The 18,172-nt window shown below is 41.7% G+C and carries 17 protein-coding genes and 1 pseudogene; 6 read left to right on the top strand and 12 right to left on the bottom strand.

Features of this window, described 5'->3' with window-relative positions; translation table 11 throughout:
• Positions 1–12 precede the first annotated feature (12 nt).
• From V7K50_RS15465 to V7K50_RS15430, 8 genes and pseudogenes are all read right to left on the bottom strand, one after another.
• Complete coding sequence (locus tag V7K50_RS15465; protein WP_334961419.1) at positions 13–918, bottom strand: ferritin-like domain-containing protein; 906 nt, start codon at positions 916–918, stop codon at positions 13–15.
• Entirely contained in the window at positions 902–1,987 is a 1,086-nt protein-coding gene (locus tag V7K50_RS15460) for an aromatic ring-hydroxylating dioxygenase subunit alpha (protein WP_334961417.1), read from the bottom strand. Before V7K50_RS15460 ends, V7K50_RS15465 begins: the two co-directional genes overlap by 17 nt.
• 116 nt (positions 1,988–2,103) lie before the next feature.
• Entirely contained in the window at positions 2,104–2,844 is a 741-nt protein-coding gene (locus V7K50_RS15455; protein ID WP_334961415.1) for a hypothetical protein, read from the bottom strand.
• A 461-nt stretch (positions 2,845–3,305) separates the two neighbouring features.
• On the bottom strand, positions 3,306–3,488 hold the full coding sequence (locus V7K50_RS15450) for a CsbD family protein (RefSeq protein WP_334961413.1): 183 nt from the start codon (positions 3,486–3,488) through the stop codon (positions 3,306–3,308).
• Positions 3,489–3,657: 169 nt separating this feature from the next.
• Positions 3,658–3,945: pseudogene (locus tag V7K50_RS15445) on the bottom strand (ChaB family protein); the annotation flags it as partial.
• Positions 3,946–4,191: 246 nt separating this feature from the next.
• Positions 4,192–4,731: a Dps family protein gene (locus V7K50_RS15440; protein WP_334961411.1), complete on the bottom strand. Its 540-nt coding sequence runs from the start codon at positions 4,729–4,731 to the stop codon at positions 4,192–4,194.
• 304 nt (positions 4,732–5,035) lie between these two features.
• Complete coding sequence (locus V7K50_RS15435) at positions 5,036–5,392, bottom strand: hypothetical protein (protein ID WP_334961409.1); 357 nt, start codon at positions 5,390–5,392, stop codon at positions 5,036–5,038.
• 533 nt (positions 5,393–5,925) lie between these two features.
• The gene (locus V7K50_RS15430; protein WP_334961407.1) at positions 5,926–7,026 is read right to left on the bottom strand and encodes a glutamate--cysteine ligase; all 1,101 of its coding nucleotides are present in this window, start codon (positions 7,024–7,026) and stop codon (positions 5,926–5,928) included.
• 293 nt (positions 7,027–7,319) lie between these two features.
• Between V7K50_RS15430 and V7K50_RS15425 the strand changes: the two genes are divergently transcribed.
• Positions 7,320–7,985 (top strand): Mo-dependent nitrogenase C-terminal domain-containing protein, encoded by a 666-nt coding sequence (locus V7K50_RS15425; RefSeq protein WP_334961405.1) that lies wholly within the window; start codon positions 7,320–7,322, stop codon positions 7,983–7,985.
• Between the two features lie 74 nt (positions 7,986–8,059).
• Positions 8,060–9,088, top strand: coding sequence for a GTPase ObgE (gene obgE, locus V7K50_RS15420; protein ID WP_334961402.1), 1,029 nt, complete (start codon positions 8,060–8,062; stop codon positions 9,086–9,088).
• Positions 9,089–9,103: 15 nt separating this feature from the next.
• On the opposite strand, the gene V7K50_RS15415 is transcribed toward obgE, so the two are convergent.
• Positions 9,104–11,893: a PAS domain S-box protein gene (locus V7K50_RS15415; protein WP_334961401.1), complete on the bottom strand. Its 2,790-nt coding sequence runs from the start codon at positions 11,891–11,893 to the stop codon at positions 9,104–9,106.
• A 159-nt stretch (positions 11,894–12,052) separates the two neighbouring features.
• Here V7K50_RS15415 and V7K50_RS15410 point away from each other — a divergent pair, with 159 nt between their 5' ends.
• The 4 genes from V7K50_RS15410 to V7K50_RS15395 all read left to right on the top strand — a co-directional run bounded on the left by V7K50_RS15410 (position 12,053) and on the right by V7K50_RS15395 (position 13,981).
• Positions 12,053–12,232 carry a hypothetical protein gene (locus tag V7K50_RS15410; RefSeq protein WP_334961399.1) on the top strand — a complete coding sequence of 60 codons (180 nt, stop codon included), beginning with the start codon at positions 12,053–12,055 and terminating at the stop codon, positions 12,230–12,232.
• Positions 12,233–12,299: 67 nt separating this feature from the next.
• Entirely contained in the window at positions 12,300–12,905 is a 606-nt protein-coding gene (locus V7K50_RS15405; RefSeq protein WP_334961397.1) for a vWA domain-containing protein, read from the top strand.
• 48 nt (positions 12,906–12,953) lie between these two features.
• Positions 12,954–13,559: a vWA domain-containing protein gene (locus tag V7K50_RS15400; RefSeq protein WP_334961395.1), complete on the top strand. Its 606-nt coding sequence runs from the start codon at positions 12,954–12,956 to the stop codon at positions 13,557–13,559.
• Between the two features lie 26 nt (positions 13,560–13,585).
• Complete coding sequence (locus V7K50_RS15395) at positions 13,586–13,981, top strand: salt stress protein, Slr1339 family (protein WP_334961393.1); 396 nt, start codon at positions 13,586–13,588, stop codon at positions 13,979–13,981.
• A gap of 69 nt (positions 13,982–14,050) precedes the next feature.
• Here V7K50_RS15395 and V7K50_RS15390 read toward each other — a convergent pair whose 3' ends face one another.
• The 3 genes from V7K50_RS15390 to V7K50_RS15380 form a co-directional block, all read right to left on the bottom strand.
• Positions 14,051–14,392, bottom strand: a complete 342-nt coding sequence (locus V7K50_RS15390; RefSeq protein WP_334961391.1) for a winged helix-turn-helix transcriptional regulator — start codon at positions 14,390–14,392, stop codon at positions 14,051–14,053.
• A gap of 138 nt (positions 14,393–14,530) precedes the next feature.
• Positions 14,531–16,036, bottom strand: coding sequence for a mechanosensitive ion channel family protein (locus V7K50_RS15385; RefSeq protein WP_334961389.1), 1,506 nt, complete (start codon positions 16,034–16,036; stop codon positions 14,531–14,533).
• Complete coding sequence (locus V7K50_RS15380; protein WP_334961387.1) at positions 16,029–18,104, bottom strand: adenylate/guanylate cyclase domain-containing protein; 2,076 nt, start codon at positions 18,102–18,104, stop codon at positions 16,029–16,031. The genes V7K50_RS15385 and V7K50_RS15380 overlap by 8 nt, the downstream gene beginning before the upstream one ends.
• Positions 18,105–18,172: the final 68 nt, after the last annotated feature.

Genomic DNA, 18,172 nt, shown 5'->3' with positions numbered 1-18,172 from the left:
GATTGATATTTATTACACACATTGATGGGCGGGGAGTGATTCAAAGGCTCCGCGTTCTTCTAAATTTTGCAGGATAGACTGGGCTGATGTTCCCCCCATGAGCGATCGCAATATTTTTAATCGCGTACCGCTATGAGTCTGTGTATCTAGTTCTTCTAAAATTTGGATTTTTTGCGAGCGCGTCAGATGTCCTTTTACTTGTTCAACTGCTGCTAGCACGCTTTGCGGCCCCACCTGTACCATAAACAAAAACTGTGTCAATATATCGAGAATTGTTGTTTGACTAAATGCTAAAACAGTAATTTGATTAAACAAGGTGGTTCCCGTAGCGTGATGACGGGATTCAGATTGTAAAAAACTAGAAAAAAGTTCTGCTAAAACTGGATAGCGGCATTCCTTCGCTAAACGCCGATAATGACTTAAACCCCATCCTTCTAAAACGACTTGCAGCACAAACAACAAAACTGTTTTATCTGCACTTTCAACTACTTCTGATAGTAAGCACAAAAACGGATCGTTCGTGCTATTTACTTCAATTTCTGGTAAAAAATGGCTAATTTGGTGAAGGTGGGTAGCTTCATCAGCCGTAAACAGTCCATAAAGCATTCGTTCTTCAACTGTTTCTGCTAACAATACCATTTTTGCCATGTAGCCAACGCCTGCTTTCTCAATAACATAAGATTCTTCTAACAGACTGCGGTTGGCAAGTTCCAGAATAGCAGATTGTTCATTAATATTAGATTCTTGAAAAACTTTAACTTGATGTAAGTTGAAAAAATCAGCATCCCAATAATTTGATTGTGGGTAAGGAGCATAATTATTTTGATTGGATAATGCTGCTGTTAATATCCGTCGCAAACGATCATGAGAATCAGTGTGCGGTAGATCCAAACCGACAATATTATATTTTGAATCCATTTTTTTCCTGCTCAAGTAATGTGAATTCAGGGTTAGGTGTTGATAGAGGTTGAATATTTGGATAATCAACAGTGTCCCAATTTCCCCAGGTTAAGGCTTTCTGGTGATTAACGTGCTGAATAAATTTCATAATAGATTCATCTGCTTTGGTGGGAGTCTTCAAATCAAACTGAATTGTTTTAAATACCTGTGTATCCCCTTTTGCAAAGTAATTACCAACTTGTTGAGTTAACCATAACAAACCACGATTCAAAACCCATCCCCAAAATCTCGGACGCTTGGGAGTGACAAGAATTGTTTGCCCTTCAGTTTTACCACCTTCGATCATTCGCAGTGTAAATATAATGTAGAAGTGCAGAAAATCCGGGCCTAGCGTTACAGTGCCAGTGCTGCCATACCAGTAACACATACTATAAGTAACTTCCTTGCGATATAGAGGACGAATCAGGCGAATTAACCAGGAACCATCCCCTCCCCGTGTAGTGTTGCTGAAGGTAATAGCGTTGGGGTTGAGGTCTTGAGAATCAAATACAATCTCTAAGGGCAGATTGTGTACTGTATTGAAATGGTGAGCATCAATCGCATTAATTAGTAAGACATTGGGATGGCAGTTTTTGACAAAGCGAGTCCCCAATATATAATCACAATCTGCCTGTTCTAGTTCTGGTACAAAAGGCAGCAAACTCGGTTTTTCTTCTCCCACCCAAACCCAAATAATGCCGTACTTTTCCGCCGTATGCCAAGTTTTAATACACACAGGTAGCGGTTTTCCGAGAGAAGGAACATCTACACAAATTCCGCGACTGTCATACTTCCAATTATGAAAAAAGCAGCGAATCCCATCACCTTCTACCTTACCTTCTGCTAAATGAGCGCCCATGTGAGGACAATAAGCATCCACCACCACCACTTCACCACTAACTCCCCGATAAATTGCCAAATTTCTACCCAGCAAGGTTACAGCTTTCACCTTGCTAACTTTTAATTTTCTCGATGGTAATGCCCAGTACCATCCCTCTACAAATTGCGTTGGATTGTTAAAGTTTGAATGTGGGTTGGTAGAATGCATAAAATATCATCAATGTTCACTAAAATTGATATATAAATACAGGTAGTTAAAGTGATTATTAGCTTTGATTAAATACCTTATTTTTCAAATTTGTCTTTAATTGCTATGAAGAGAAATTAAATAAGAACAGAATCTTGCACAGATTCTAAAAATGATTTTGACTGCCACATCCGTTTTCCAGCAAGGGTGAGATTGTCATAGTTAATTTCAGTTAAACAAACCAATTCATCCCCTAATCGATAGTCGGGGTTTTTTTCCTGGAAAAACTGGATATGGCGATTAGTTTGTCGTCCTGATGGAATTTCAATTAACCCTTCCCGTAAAGTTTGGGGATGCGGAAACCGGATAATACCAGTTGCTTCTTGGTATAAACTACCATAGTATTCCTGTGCCAAATTCCCCATTAGATTGTTAACATTGTTAGGCGTTGTGACATCATAACGGGGGTAGAAATCTTGCCAAAAGGTAGGCAGAAAACGATAAGTGCGAAAACCAGAGCAAATTAGCAGCCAGTAAAGTTTATTTTCTGCATAATGTTGACGCAGAAAATTGATAGCGGCAATCCAGCAACGTGGTAGTGTTGTACTCGACCAAGCACTAGGATCAACGATAGTGTCCCCGGAATATACCACACTAATTTTTTCTCGCAAAAAAGTTTTTTGGCATAACATCAGAGTTGAAAATCCTTTGAGTGCGTTGGATGTTTCATCTCTCAACAACAAAACCCAGTTTTTACGCTCTAGATCAAGTTGAAATCCATCCCAGGTTATACCTTTAAAGTGATTTTGCAGTAGTGCATACATGGCGGTGCGATCGCTTGGTTGCAACTTTTGAACAGGAATCAGTAAACTCTTCATTATTCGGAAATTACCTAAACTCGATTTTTCAGATGTTTTTTATAACACTTTATCGACCAATTTGGTAAAATTACGGTGTAATGTGACAGATTCCAGAATGGTTATTTACGCTACAATTGAGTATTAACCTCTTGCACCTTCTCAATCGGGGTTGGTGGATATGACCTACTCTACAAAATAATTCAGATATAGGTTAGGGGTTAGAGTATGTTTGAAAGTTCCACTGGCAACTGGAACGCGCGTACCTCTGCGCCCCTACCCTGCGGGACGCTACGCGAACGTGGAAGCTACGCGTAGCGTCTCGTAGAGAAGCACCTATGCGTTTAAATATCAACCTTCAATTTGCCACAATTTTACGCAAATACAAAAACTCCACTTGCTCAAAGTTAGTGGAGTAATTAATGTTAGAATATTACTAATAAATCATCGCTAGTATTGCTATTTGCCCTGCACAAGCCAAATTAGTCTACAACTTTCTTAACTTCGTCTTTGATATTTTCGACCGTGTGAGCAACTTGGGCTTCAGCTTGCTTTGCTTGTCCTTCAGCTTTCTCTTGTGGATTACCGGTTAATTCACCCACAACCTCTTGAATTTTCCCTTCAATATTTTTTGCAGTAGCTTCTACTCTTTTTTCGATGCTCATGGTTTTTATTTCCAGCTTGTAGTTGATTCAGCTATTACATAAACTAACAGTAGTGTATTCTTTTTTACTTCTATCAAACGATAGAACAATTTGGTAACTTATCTTAACCTAAGATAGATACGGGGTGTCACAGGAACATCGCCAGGTAAAAAATATCAATATATCATAAAAGATGAGCGCGAACTTCAGGAGACAAGTCTTCTGGGCTGTTGCACTGTCCAGAACAAGAACGAGCCAGAGTTTTTTCAATTGTGTGATATTTCTTCGCCCCCCCGCTTTCGAGCAGCAATTGAAATTCGCCAGTGCGATCGCTCGGAACTTCTGCCATTACGAAAAATTCGCCAGCTTGTAGGCGAGTTTGGTAGATGGCCGCTTTACCCTCTGGCATTCCCAAAGTAGTTAGAACCGATACTAGACCGGCACTTGCACTACCTGCGATCGCTCCACTAGCAGCCCCAGCAGCACTTGATCCTCCCTAGGACGTGTTTTCAAACTACTCCTTTAGCCTCCTAATTTTTTATATCCCCCTAAATCCCTCTTAAAAAATGCGGAGTTTAAGAGATTTTGAGCAAGCCTTTTTTAAGGGGTTAGGAGGATATTACAGAGCAAAATATCACTAACTGAACTGTATTAAGTTATTAGGAAGAATCAATTTTCCCTCAACTGGTTTCACATACAGCCATCCTCAATTCCGACGTTATAGCTAGACACCTACAGGAGTCTTAGCTTTTGCTGCTGGCTCTCTACCATCGGGATCTAATGCTTCCCCTTCAATAAATGAACGTAGCATCCAAGCTATTTGCTCATGTTCTTCCAGTAGTCCAGTTAAAAAGTCAGCAGTTCCCTGATCGTGGAACTTTTCACCAGACTGATCTACATGGTCTCTTAAGTTGCGAATAACCTGCTCGTGATCATCCACTAAATTAGCTACCATCCCCGTTGCTGTGGGCACATTACCAGCATGTTCCTTCAGGCTAGCAATCTTGAGAAATCCTTCCATTGTGCCAATTGGGTAACCGCCCAAAGCACGAACCCGCTCCGCCAAAGCATCAATATTTAGAGTTAGCTTTTGGTAGTGTTCTTCCCAAAGCTGGTGCAAAGAGCGAAACTGAGGTCCAACCACATCCCAGTGGTACTTTTTGGTTTTAACCAATAGTAGATAGGCATCTGCCAAATCTTGATTCAACAGATTAATTACACCTTGACGCTGTTCGTCTGTCAAACCAATGTTTATCGAACGCATTGTTTTCCATCCCTAAGCAAACTTATTTATTAATATCCCAAATTACCCACATAATCCACATCAACCAAAGGAAACATTATGAGTTTAAATTAATTATCACATTACATATTTTTACCTATGCCTTAATAGGTAGTATTGTTTAGCCGATAGATAATTTAACGATGAGCTATATTTATTTTACTACCGAAACAATTGCCAAGCTATTGCCCTACTTAATCATTCGTGAACAACGATATCCCCGAATTGAATTCGGGGATCTAAGTCTCGTGACTTTCACAAATCAAATAAGATTGCTATAACTCTGTTATTTACCTGTAATTTTCTCCAAGAAATTCTTTACATTTTCTTCCGATGAGGTTGCACTCTGTGAATTTTCAGGACGCTTCTGCTTGTCAATATCAGCATCTCCCTGAACCTCATTTAGTCCTTTGTTGGACTCCTCTTGAACCTTTTCTAACCCTTGTGGTGGTTCTTTAGCGGCTTTGTCAGTTTTAGCTTGAATATCAAGCAGTTGTGTAGTACCTTCGGTAGATTCGCTTTGGTAGCTATCGATTGCAAAAGCAGGAAAAGCATTAGATAATAATATTAAAGCACAAGTAAAAGCCACAACTAGAAAACGTACTGGACGGAAGATAGATAAAACAAAAGCAACAGTTTTCATTTGAAATCCTCGATAACAGCTATAACAACGTAGAACCTTCACCAAAAGAGCCGACGCTCATAAGTTTATTTAGCAAACTTTAGCAACAATAAAACTAATAAGCTACGCTTCAATCTGGAAGTTCTTGAGAAACGAACCTGACGAAGAGATTGTCTTTGTATTTCTGCATCGAATTAGTCAGGGATAATAAGCAAATATCACCTTAACTTTTTAGCAAAATAACTACATATTGAAATTCTTCGTTTCCGGTCTGCTTATTTATACTTTTACTTTGAAAACGCTAACATCTGCATCAATCTCTAGAATGAACTTTCCTACGTCTGTAGTTAGAATAAAATCAGTCGCTAGATATATCGACTTAATATAGATAGTTTTGGCAGATTAATGGCTTTACTATGTATGTTCAGTTAATTCGACTTTATCCAATCAAACGAATTTAAAGACTATGCACCTAAGAAGATATTTGTAAAGTATTAATTTATGTAAATATCCACCCTAAACCCTTTTCAAAAGGGGGAAGATAAGTCTTTACTTTAAACTTGATAAGTCTGCCTTATTACCTCTTCTATTGAACTTAGGTGATGGTACATTTCTATTAATTCGTGGGATCTGGTTTTTCGTTTCGCCAGCAGCACTTTGAGTGGTGTCAAAAAATGAACATCTGGATCATCTCCCAAAGCGACTTCGGCTGCTTGCAAAACTTTTGTCGTATTCTCAAAAATATCCTCATTTTCAAACCCTTCTTTTGCAGAAAGTTGGTGTAACTCTGCATCTGGCACACTTGCTCTACCCAGCAAGGTTTTATCTAACACCAAACCTTTCAATAATGTCAGTAAAGCCCCATAGATTAAAAAATTATCACAACTATCACAAGCTTTAAATTCAATGCGTCCCACTTCCGCCGGAATGCGGGCGATTTTTGTCAAGGAAGGTATGCTATTAATCAGTTGCTCCTGTTTCTCAATAAAAACTAGAGCTGCTGGTCTTTTTCCGGTTCTGATAAATGTCCGTACCGATAGCCCATCCCATAAACCTCCCTGATAAAAAGGGGAGCTATAACTAAAAGGGACGATATAGGGACTGTAATAAGTTAACTTTCTGCCAATATCAATCACATCTTCAGGAGACAAATTTGTCAATGAAATATTTAAATCTGGCCCATAAGACACCATGTGAATATTAGCAGTTTGTTCGTCAGGATAAGCCTCTAACTGTTTGATTTCATAATCATTTAACGGGGGGTGAGGCTCAAAAACCGGATTGTAGGGATTAAAACTAACCAAAACTGGTGAGAAACCAAAGTTAGCAGCAATCTCACGTAGCAAGTGAAAACTTTCTGATAATTCAGTAATAGCGCCTTGAATATGAGAATGTATGGTTGTTCTTATTTCAATACCTTTAACATGACAGTCTATCACCTCGTCGGAATCTGCAAATCTTTCAAATCCCTCAATGTACCATCTCTTCAGCTTAATACCCGCATCGCCGACGCGTAGTTGAGGATAGTCGCTGGGGTATGTAGGTAGCCTTTCAATAATTTGATTGAAATCAGCAAATTTTGTGTGGGAAAAATCAGCAAACTTTCCTTCTTTATTTAGAAAAGCGACTTCATGCTCAATGCCAAATAAAAACATTATATATACCTTAATTGCTTATAATTAACCTAATCTAACCGCATACTTACAAACTTCCATCATTGTGTAGGGTCAATTTAAGTCTGGAATCTTATGAATATTTGAGATACTCCAATCAAATTCACTTTAAGTAGAAAAATTCTCAATATCACTCCCAGATGGATTTTACCCTAAGACTGACTATTGCGATTTGAAAACTTCTCTGGTTTATTTTTCTGTGCTGCCCGACTATCATCATAGTCACTGGGTAGGGTAGCTTAGTAGTGACCGAGGAAAGCTTGAAACGTGAGTTTATGACAAGTACCGTTCAATCCCCCTACAGCACCGAACAGATTACCGCTTGGTTGCGTGGACTGCTCACCATTGCTTGGGCAGATGGTAATTTTGATGCTCAAGAACAGAAATTAATTGCCAGCATCACCAAAGATGAATTAGCTCTTGGGATTAAATGGGACTCATTAGAGATAATTACACCGATAGAATTAGCCGCAGTGTTGGGTAAAGGTACGCCAGCCGGGGAAAATTTCTTAAGGACAGCAGTGATGGTAGCGATCGCAGATGGTACATATTCTCCCACCGAAGATCAGGTTCTGCAACAATTCTGCCAAGCTTTAGAACAGCCAGAGAATTTCCTCGAAGCCCTTCGCCACACCCTGGAACACCCACAACAAAGTACCCCTGCTACCCTGACAAAGCGTCAAATTAATGCACTACACCCCCTGCGAGACTGGCTGGATGGGCTAGATATCCAAGACCCAAGAGTAGCCCGTTTTTTGTGTAAAATGATTCCCTCCCAGTGTCCCTTTGAGCGGGATGTCACCTTATTTGGACGCAAGATTGTCCATATCCCGCCGATGTGTAAAATTAATCCGTTGTATGAACAACTGGTGGGCTTACGTTTCCGCGCCCTTTCCTATCTGGCAGATAAATGCGGTGAAGATATTTCACCATATATTTAGTTAAAGTGGAGATTGAGGAGTTATAATTTATAACTCCTAATTCCTAACTCCTCGCTTCTCACGATTATTTAAGTATGCAATTTATCGACCAAGCAAAAATTGAAATTGAAGCTGGTAAAGGCGGCGATGGGATTGTCGCCTTCCGGCGAGAGAAGTACGTGCCCACTGGTGGTCCCTCTGGTGGTAATGGGGGGCGAGGCGGTTCGGTATTTTTCGTTGCTGATGAAAACCTACAAACCTTGCTGGACTTCAGATATAATCATCGCTTTCAGGCAGAAAAAGGGACTCGTGGCGGGCCAAAGAACTGCACTGGGGCAGCAGGAAAGGATTTAATTATCGAAGTTCCCTGTGGTACAACAATTTATAATGCTGAAACTGGCGAATTGCTGGGTGATTTAATTGAGCCTAACCAGACTTTGCTGATTGCCCAAGGTGGTAAAGGCGGACTGGGAAATCAGTATTTTTTGAGTAACCGTAACCGCGCCCCAGAATACGCTCTCCCCGGATTACCAGGGGAAATAAAGCAGCTGCGCCTGGAGTTAAAACTTTTGGCAGAAGTGGGGATTATCGGCTTACCAAATGCTGGTAAATCCACTCTAATTTCATCTTTATCAGCTGCACGTCCCAAAATTGCCGACTACCCCTTCACCACCCTCATCCCAAATTTGGGTGTAGTGCGAAAACCTACAGGCGATGGTACTGTTTTCGCCGACATTCCTGGACTAATTGAGGGAGCAGCTCACGGGGCTGGGTTGGGACATGATTTCTTGCGCCACATTGAGCGCACGCGGGTACTACTTCACTTGATTGATGCCACAAGTGATGATGTGGTCAGAGATTATAACACAATCAAGCAAGAATTACAAGCTTATGGACAGGGTTTAGCAGAACGTCCGCAAATTTTGGCGCTGAACAAAATTGATGCAGTTGATCGGGAAACTGTCGATTTGGAGGCGTTAGCTACCCAACTTAATCATCTCTCCTACGCTCCGGTTTTTGTGATTTCAGCAGTTACCCGCACCGGATTAGAGCCGATGTTACAGGAAATTTGGGGAATTCTCGATCAAATCAAGGTTCCTGAAGAAGTTGAGGTATTTAGCTGACGAAATAATCACGAATTATGTTGATGTATCCTGGATCAGGGGAATCTTAATCACAAACTCAGCACCTTGTTTTGGCGGCGAAATACATTCTAAAGAACCGCCATGTCTTTCTGTAATGATCTGGTAGCTAATAGCAAGCCCCATCCCCGTACCTTTGCCAATGGGCTTGGTGGTAAAGAAGGGATCAAATAGTTGTTTTTTAACATCTTCTGGTATTCCCAATCCGTTGTCGCCAATCCTAATTGTTACCTGATTTGGCTCCTGTAGTTGGGTACGAATCCGAATCTGGGGAGAAGTCATTTGTCTTTGTTCGCGCAGCGTCTCCCTTCGGAGAAGTTCTAAGCCTTTGCTTAGACTTCTCTCTTGGTCATTTTTCCTTTGTTCGGTGTTGTTTACTAATGACAAATGACAAATGACAAATGACTCTTCAATTGCATCGATCGCATTTGACAAAATATTCATGAATACTTGGTTTAGCTGCCCAGCGTAACATTCAACTAGAGGTAGTTTGCCGTATTCTTTGATGATTTCAATCGTCAGACGTTGGTCATTACCCTTGAGGCGGCTTTGCAAAATCATCAGAGTACTATCAATTCCTTCATGGATATCAACAGCTTTCATTTCGGCTTCATCCAAGCGTGAAAAAGTTCGCAAAGAAAGCACAATCTCCCGAATGCGGTCGGCCCCAACTTTCATCGAGCTGATTATTTGTGGCAAATCTGATTTCAAAAATTCCAGTTCGATTTGTTCTGCAAAATCCTCAATTTCTGGCACAGTTTCAGGATAATGACCTTGGTAGAGTTGCAAAAGTGAAAGTAAATCTTGGGTGTATTCTTTGGCCGGAGTCAGGTTGCCATAGATAAAATTCACCGGGTTGTTGATTTCGTGTGCCACTCCTGCGACTAGTTGACCCAAGCTAGACATCTTTTCACTTTGAATTAAGTGAGTCTGGGTGTGTTGAAGTTCCCGGAGTGCTTTTTTGAGTTCTTCGGCTTGTTGTCGTAGTTGCGCTTCCGACTTTAGCAGGGCTTCCTTGGCTTGTTTACGTTCTGTAATGTCCCTAGCAACAGCCACCCGACAGAAAGGGTCTCCTGTTTCAGGGTGTTTAACGATAAACAGACTGCAATCAGTAGGAATTTCTCTGCCCGTTTGAAAATGTCTATGGCGAAACTCCCCTTGCCAGAAACCATGTTTAAACATCAAAGGAACAATTTTTTGCTGAAACTCGGCAAAAGCTTCTGCTGAATGAAAATCAGCCACGGTCTTGGTTTTGGCTGCTTCCAGGCTACTAAGTCCCAGCATCTTGAGTCCGGCTGGGTTTACATAGACAACTTGCCCTTCCATTGAAGAAATGCCAATAAAGTCACTGCTGTTTTCAACCAACGCTACAAATTTTTGCTGTTCCTCTTCACCTCGTTTGCGTTCTGTGATGTCTAACACCATTGAAGCAATACCAATCACCTGGCCATCAGGTGTCACTAAGGGGTTGTTATACCACTCACCGACTATCGTCCTACCATCTTTAGTGATGTTATCGTTGACATTAAAACTTCCTCCTTGTTGGGTTAATAGGGCGACAATAATCTCTTTTACGTGCTTTCTGGCGTTTTCAGGTACTATGATTTCAAAAGGACTCCCCAGCATTTCCTCTGTGGTGTATCCAAAGATTTTTTCTGCTGCTCGATTCCATGTTTGAACCTCAAAGTTGGTATTCCATTCAATAATGGCTAAAGGTGTTTGTTCAATCAGCAACGTCAGCCTTTGCTGTGAAGCCCTAAGTTGTGCCTCTGCTTGCTTGTATTCGGTAATGTCGCGAAAATACCAAATCCTACCGTAATATTCTTCTACAGGTGATGTCTCACCACAAGCTCCTTGGTGTTTACGCACGGGTGCAGAATAGCGGTCAAAAATCTTTCCAGACTTCAGGAAAATTTCATCACGACTGCTTTCCTCAAAATGCTCAAAAAGATACTCCACCTTAGCCAGAAATTCGTCTGGATTGATTAGTTGGTCTAGTACCCATGCCACGAGTTGGCGATCGTCCCGCGTTTGAAGCACTGCCGCCGGAATTTGCCATAACTTGGAGAATTTCTGATTAAATGATGTAACTTTACGATTTTCATCAATAATTAGAATCCCGTCGATCGCAGCTTCTTGTTGAGCTTGGAGTAAAGCATTAATGCGGTGTATATCTTCATCCGCTTGCTGGCGTAAGCAAAGCTCGTCGGAGATATCGCGCAGTATGGCTTGCTGTTCGCTGATCTCACACGCTAGTTGTTCGTTTTGTTGAGGCAGTTCTTCTAGGGTTTCTTGATGTGCCTCACAGCTTTGCATGAGTTCAGTAATAACAGTAACTCTGCCATTCACATCCAGAACTTCTTTGGCGATATCATTTTGTAAAATGATGTCTCGAATACTACCCACCAGAAATTTATTACCAGTCTCATCCTCAAAGCAAGACTTTTTTGTAGAAATGAGATGGACTATACCCCGATCATCGGTAAAAAGCTGCTGATTCTCATTAGTAATATTTGTGGTGAAAACTAGTTCATCTTTTTGCCGAAACACATCAGCTTCTGCTTGCGGAAAAAAATCATAGTCTGATTTACCAATTAATTGTTCTCGGCTATGGCCGACGAAATCACAGTAGGTATCATTAAGTAATACCCAGCAATGTTGACGATCTTTAACAAAAATCGGGTCAGATATGCCATTGATCATCTGATGCAGAAACGCCAGGGAGAAGTTTTGCTGCTGTGTGTTTGGTTTTGGCGCGGGATTATCTAAGAATCTAGGATGGTTCATACCCGAATTTATCTTTAAAATTGAGCAATAAAGAAATCTATCCCTGGTTTTACTACACAAAACCGTCCCTCTCCGAGTCGGAAAGGGACAGACTTGAACGAAAGTTCAAGACAGGGAGAGGTTTGTCGAACTCACGTTTATTTAGCTCCGTGTGTCAGCATGAGTAGTATTTATTATTCCCAGACTCAATACGGTTGCAACAACCAAAGCAATCTCTCAGTTTTGGGGACTGGGAAGATTTTGTTCTTTGTGGGAACAAAGACGCTTGGCGATGCCTGCTGCGGTCTACGCCAACGCATTCCTCAACTATGGCGTACCATAATTGATACAAAACCTTAAAATACTTACGGTGTCGTCAAATTCGTAGACTAGACTAGAACCACGGGGTAATAATCAGAGGCAGATTATGATGAGCGATCGCGACTACACATTAATCATTGACAAAAGCGGTAGTATGTCCACACCCGATCAAGTGGGTGGTAGAAGTAGATGGGAGATCGCCCAAGAATCTACACTCGCCTTGGCCAGAAAGGCCGAACAGTTTGACCCTGATGGCATCACCCTTTACGTATTTTCGGGTAGATTTAAACGCTACGATGATGTCACTTCAGCCAAAGTCGCCCAGATATTTCTCGAAAATGACCCTGCTGGCACGACAAACTTAGCAGGTGTACTCCAGGATGCACTCAATAACTACTTTCAACGCAAAGCAGCCGGAAAAAGCAAGCCAAATGGAGAGACAATTTTAGTAATTACCGATGGTGAACCAGACGATCGCAAGGCTGTGTTTGAAGTGATCATTCATGCTACTCGCCAGATGGAACGTGATGAAGAATTAGGAATTTCGATCATCCAAGTAGGTTCAGATGCCCAAGCAACTAAGTTCCTCAAAGCTTTGGATGACCAATTACAAAGTGTCGGTGCTAAATTTGATATTTGTGATACCGTCACTTTAGATGACTTAGAAGAAATGAGCCTTGTAGATGTATTGACGAACGCAATAACTGATTAATGTGTTGATCGCCCATAGTCTAGTAACTCTTAACTGGAGAATTGAATAATGCTAGAAAATCGTGACTATACCTTGATTATCGACAAAAGCGGCAGCATGGCAACCCAAGATCAAAAGGGTGGTAGAACTAGATGGGCTGCGGCACAAGAATCTACTTTAGCTTTAGCTAGTAAGTGTGAGCAATTTGACCCCGATGGCATCACTATTTATGTATTTTCTGGTAAATTTAAGCGATACGAAAATGTGACATCCAGCATAGTACCGCAAATTTTCCGAGAAAATGATCCCTCTGGGACAACTGACTTGGCAGGTGTGTTAAAACATGCAACTGATGATTACCTTCAACGGAAAGCAGCCGGTCAAACAAAGCCAAATGGTGAAACAATTTTAGTGGTTACTGATGGAGAACCGGACGATCGCAAAGGAGTTATGAGGGTAATTATTGAAGCTTCTCGCCGCATCGATCGAGATGAAGAATTAGCCATTTCTTTCATTCAAGTCGGCACAGATCCACAAGCTACCCGTTTTTTGAAAGTCTTAGACGATGAACTACAAGGGGCTGGTGCGAAGTTTGATATCTGTGACACCATTACTATGGAAGATATGGAAGATATGAGTCTATCGGAAGTACTACTCAATGCCATTAATGACTAACTATAACATTTAGAGGAATTGCCAAAATGGATTCCATTGATAAGCTATTAGCTCAACTCCAAACTGAATACAAAGAAGTACAACCACAACAGCAGCAGTCAAAATCAGCTACACCCAAATCGTTCATTCCATCATCGCCAAAGTCGGCATCTTTTATGGATAAGCTTTTGGCAGAAGTTCAGGCTGATTTTGCCGAAGAGGATGCTGCTATTGAGTTAAAAAAACAGCAAGAATTAGAACAAGAACAAATTCGACAAGAACAACTCAAAGCTAAACAATTAGAGGCTTTGAAAGTGCAAGCAAAAAAATGGTTAGCTAAAGTAGATCCACTTTCGTCTGAAGGACTTTGGTTTGAAAGGTTTGCTGAAAGTTACCCCTCAAAATTAGAGGCAGCGATTGAATATTTAAAAAGCAATGAATAAACTACCCAAAACTGCGCTGTAGGGGCAATTCATGAATTGCCCATTATTATTTATTACCTATGCTCAATATTAATGGTGATTTCTTCGAGCTAAATGTTGCACAGCCCATTCATGCATAGCATAGAGAATTGGCTGCAAAGTTTCTCCTAAAGGCGTTAGAGAATATTCTACTTTGGGTGGAATTTGAGGATAGACTTCTCGATGAATAATACCGTCTTCTTCCATTTCTCTAAGTTGCTGAGTTAGCATCTTTTGCGTTACTCCAGGTAAAGCCCGTTGCAACTCACCAAACCGTTTGATGCCAGTCATTAATTCTCTAATAATCAAAACTTTCCAGCGTCCGCCAATCACCTTTAGGGTAGTTTCTACTTCACAAGTCAGCCTGTGATGGTTTTCTGCTTCAGCTTTCATAGTTTTTTTGTAGGAAGAACCTGACTCAGATTTGCTGGTTAGTACCGCTAGTTATCTGATTATTACTTGTTTTAGGTCTACCATAACTAATGTTTGCTGATTTTTCTTAATTCCTTTAAGAATACTGAAGAACCTCAATTATTTCAAAATCCGAATAGGCAATTCAACCTCAGCATTGGATGAAACATCTGCCTGTTTAGCCATACTTACCGCTTTACTTCGTGCTTCGATAATTTGACCTATCTCACGCCCCAAGGTTGGTTGACGTTCAATCATCGTATTTACAGCATCTGAGTAGATAACAAGAACTTGCAAATCACCAACAGCGGTGATTGATACCGGACTCGGTTCCCCAGTAAACAGTGCCATCTCGCCGAAGAACTCACCACCCAAGATAGTCATTACCTCCAAATCCATGCCAAACTTGTTCGTGACGGTGACTAGAGCCTGACCCACAATGATAATGTACAAAGCCTTACCAGGCTCGCCCTGCCGGATGACTTTCTCGCCAGCACCGAACTGTTGTAAGATACTCCCTTTGGCTAAGTCATCCAAATTTTTCTCCTCTCTAGCTAAAGGCATAAATCCGGGAATTGAATGCAGGTGAGCCAACTTACTTGAAGCGCTTTCTACCGATTTAGCAGCTTCCACAGCATACTCGTCTCGGTAGCGATATAGCGTCAGGTTATTTCGCTGCGCTGCGTACCAGATTCGCGTCATAAATCTATCAAGTATCTGCTCCACATCCTCAAAGTTTTCGATAAAGAACTCCACCTCATAGATAATTGCCGTCTCTTCATAGGATGTGGTTTTGCTCTCTGGTTCGGGTTCGGCTAATATTCCCTGGGTAGCGAGTGCAGTACTTTGTAGTACCTGCTTCACGAGGTTAGGGGGGCTATCGTAGGAGAAACCAATATTGATGCGTTGGTTATAAATGCGTTCTGGTTGGCTGTAATTATGGATTATTTCTTTGCCAATGAACTGATGAGGAACGACAATCACCTGGCGTTGGAGAGTTAGCAGGCGGACAGATCGCCAATTAATATCAATTACCTGCCCTTCGATCGCCTGGTCTTCGCTATTGCCAACACGCAACCAATCACCGACGCTGAAGGGGCGTTCGAGAAGCAGCGCAATGCCAGACATGACGCTACCCAATGTGTCCTGAAGCGCCAAACCGATCACAATCGAGCTAACCCCTAATCCGGTAGCAAGACCTGCCAAATCTGCACCCCACACTGCCGCCAAAACGATCGCACTGCCTACAAGCACCAAAAACAACCTGGCAAGGTCAATCAGCAGTTTGGGCATCCTTGCCCGCCATGTATTTGCCTCAGCTTCTTCAAATAAAATTACGTTAAATAGTGAGAGAGAAGCGTAGATAACAGATATCCAAAACAGCGTTTCAACGAGCTTGGCAAAATTCCCGTTAATATCAAGCTTCAAGACATTCCTGATCAAAATCATCAGTATTAACACGGGCAGCACGAGGTTTTTCACAACCCGCAGCGTAGCCGCCAGTGGTCTACCGCGCCTTTTGAGATGATAGATCACCTCTCCTAGTAAAATTACCAGGAGTGGGAACCCTAATCCCACAATTATTGCCCAGGTGTGCCAGTCGCTGGAAAACGTTAAATTACTCATACACTTCCTTTGCTCCAACACTTACGGTCTGCTTAGAACTTTTCAGTTGCCAAGCTACTAGCTTTTCTTTTCCAGGTTCTTGAATTTCACCAATCTGCTCAAAATCGTAAAGATCGTGCAGGCGATCGCAGATATTCTGAGAAACTAAGATAGCTCCTGGCGGACAAGCAGACTTCAACCGATTGGCAATATTTACGGTATCGCCCCAAACGTCGTAGAGCAATTTATTTTTGCCAATCACGCCTGCAACCACATCTCCAGAATTGATGCCCAACCGCAGGTCTAAATGCAAGCCTTTTTCATAATTAAATCGGCGCACAAACGACAGCATTTCCAAAGCAAAATCTATCGTGCGTTTGTCATGATCTAGACGCAGCACACTCAGCCCGCATACAGCCATGTAACCGTCACCAATAGTTTTAATCTTCTCCAAACCGTATTTATCTGTCATTTCATCGAAGGCTGTTACCAGTTCATTAAGCAAGCTAACAACTTCTTGAGGAGATATTGATTGAGTCAGCTTGGTGAATTGGTCGAGGTCGGAAAACAAGACCGAGACATTAGAAATCTGATCGGCAATTTCTCGATCGCCCTGTTTGAGGCGTTTGGCGATCGCAGGACTAAATATATTTAAGATTAATGCTTCATTTTCACGATTTTTCTGTTCGATTAGTTGAGTCTCGGCGCGAAGGCTGCCTATCGTTTGGTTAAATGACTTAGCTAAGTCTCCAAATTCATCTTGCGAACCCGATTTCACAACCGCATCAAATTCCCCAGCCCCCACCTGACGAGCGCTTTCAATTAAAGTATTGATGGGTTTGACAAAGATTGCGGTCAGCCACATGGCAACAACCGTGATTAGCGCGATGATTAAAGTAGCCCCAATCAAAACTGTTTTTTCAAACGAGTGAATTGGCGCATAGGCTTCAGAAACATCCATTTCCGCCAAGATCACCCACCTCAAGCCATCAATATCTAGTGGAGCATAAGAACTCAAAACTGGAATATCACGATAATCGTTGATAACCTGCGTTCCCTCTTTCCCAAACAACGCTTCTTTCACTCCTTTTGTTTGCACTTCCTGTAGGAGGATTGTAGTATTGAACTCTGTGATTTTTTTGATGGTCTTTTCATCAGTACCTAAAGAGGCTAGAGTTTTTGCATGACCTTTTGGGTCTTCAATCTGGAAACGAGACGCAGAGCGCATTAAATAATCTGACCCGACCAGATAAGTTTCTCCTGAATCGCCCAGACCATTTTGTTTCCAATGTTTGTTGCCAGTCATCACATTGTTAATTTTGTCAACCGGAAGCTGGAACGCCAAAATACCAATGAATTGGGAGCCGTTAAAGATTGGGGCAGCGATAAAAGCCGCAGGCGCACCGTAGGAAGGGCTGTATGGTTTAAAATCTACTATTTTCACATAGCCTTTTCCCTTTGCTTGTCGTGCAGCAGCGATCGCTTTTGCTAGATTACTTTCGTTGTAAGGACCGTTGGTGAAGTTTGTGGTAAAATCGGTTTCTTTAAAAACCGTGTAGACAACTGTTCCTTCGGGATCGATCAAAAACATATCGTAATAACCGTATTTTTCAACTATATTGCGAAAAATCGGGTGGTAGCGGGCGTGAACGTGGCTGTAGGAACTGGCATCGCCTGGGTCGTCAAGGAGAAGTTTCTTGCCAACGGCGTTGGGGTTAGCGGCGGTGTAGTAGTACTGTAGGTAACGGGCAGCGGCTGTTTTTGGGGTGTAAGATGCCAGAATGGGCGAACCCTCGTTAGTTCGCGCCAGTCTGGTTAGAAATTCTTTACTGTAGTAGGTATCAATTTTTTTGTCAAAATCCGCTGGTACTGTTGATTTTTCAAGTTCGCCGTAAGCCGTCTTAAACTCCTGCATAGCCGCGACCACTGTCAGGTCTTCGCTTAAAGTCTGGCTATGGTTGTAAAGGGTTTCAAAATAATCTTGGATTTGAAAAGTTTTGGCAGCCCGAAGGCTGGTTAATTGGTTGAAGACTTTTTCTGTCAGAATAGATTGACCAGTACTAGAGCATATAAAGGTGCTTGCGAGCATAGCGCAAACGCTGACTACCAGCAACATGACTATGAGTTTTGTCTTTATACTTAATTTCTTGAATAATT

Origin of the sequence: Nostoc sp. (assembly GCF_036917135.1) — a bacterium.
Classification (GTDB): Bacteria; Cyanobacteriota; Cyanobacteriia; order Cyanobacteriales; family Nostocaceae; genus Nostoc.
The sequence above is the reverse complement of the archived record's forward strand: the minus strand, read 5'-3'. Positions and strand labels throughout refer to the sequence as shown.